Origin of the sequence: Pseudarthrobacter sp. TAF60_1, from assembly GCF_052113505.1 — a bacterium.
In the GTDB taxonomy this organism is placed as follows: Bacteria; Actinomycetota; Actinomycetes; order Actinomycetales; family Micrococcaceae; genus Arthrobacter.
This window is the reverse complement of the sequence record NZ_JBFRDI010000054.1, coordinates 1-479: the sequence shown is the minus strand read 5'-3', so window position 1 is coordinate 479 and position 479 is coordinate 1. Positions and strand designations below refer to the sequence as shown.

Here is a 479-nt window from a genome sequence, read left to right as displayed (position 1 = left end):
GCCGTCGAACTTTGCTCGATGGTAACGGTTTCGCGGCGTTCAATCCGGACGGTCAGCCGGTCCATGCGCTGCCCCTCGGGGCGGGTGAGTTCCAGCTGGAAGTGCGGGCTGAGTTCGGGGATCCGCAGCGCGATTTCCTCGATCTGGGATGGGAAGACGTTCACGCCGCGCAGGATAATCATGTCGTCGCTGCGGCCGGTGATGCGTCCCATCCGGCGGTGTGCGGGCCGGGCAGTGCCCGGGAGCAGCCGGGTGAGGTCCTTGGTGCGGTAACGGATGACCGGCAGCGCTTCCTTGGTCAACGAGGTGAAGACGAGCTCACCGTGTTCACCGTCGCGCAGGACGTTCTCCGTGCCCACCTCGGGTTTGAAGGGGTCGATGATTTCCGGGCGGAAGTGGTCCTCCCAGATGTGGCAGCCGTCCTGCGTCTCCACCGCCTCGCCGGCGACGCCCGGGCCCATGACCTCGGAAAGGCCGTA

The 479-nt window shown here is 66.2% G+C and carries 1 pseudogene; it reads right to left on the bottom strand.

Annotation, left to right across the window (positions count from 1 at the left end):
* Positions 1-479: pseudogene (locus AB4Y73_RS20455) on the bottom strand (phenylacetate--CoA ligase); the annotation flags it as partial.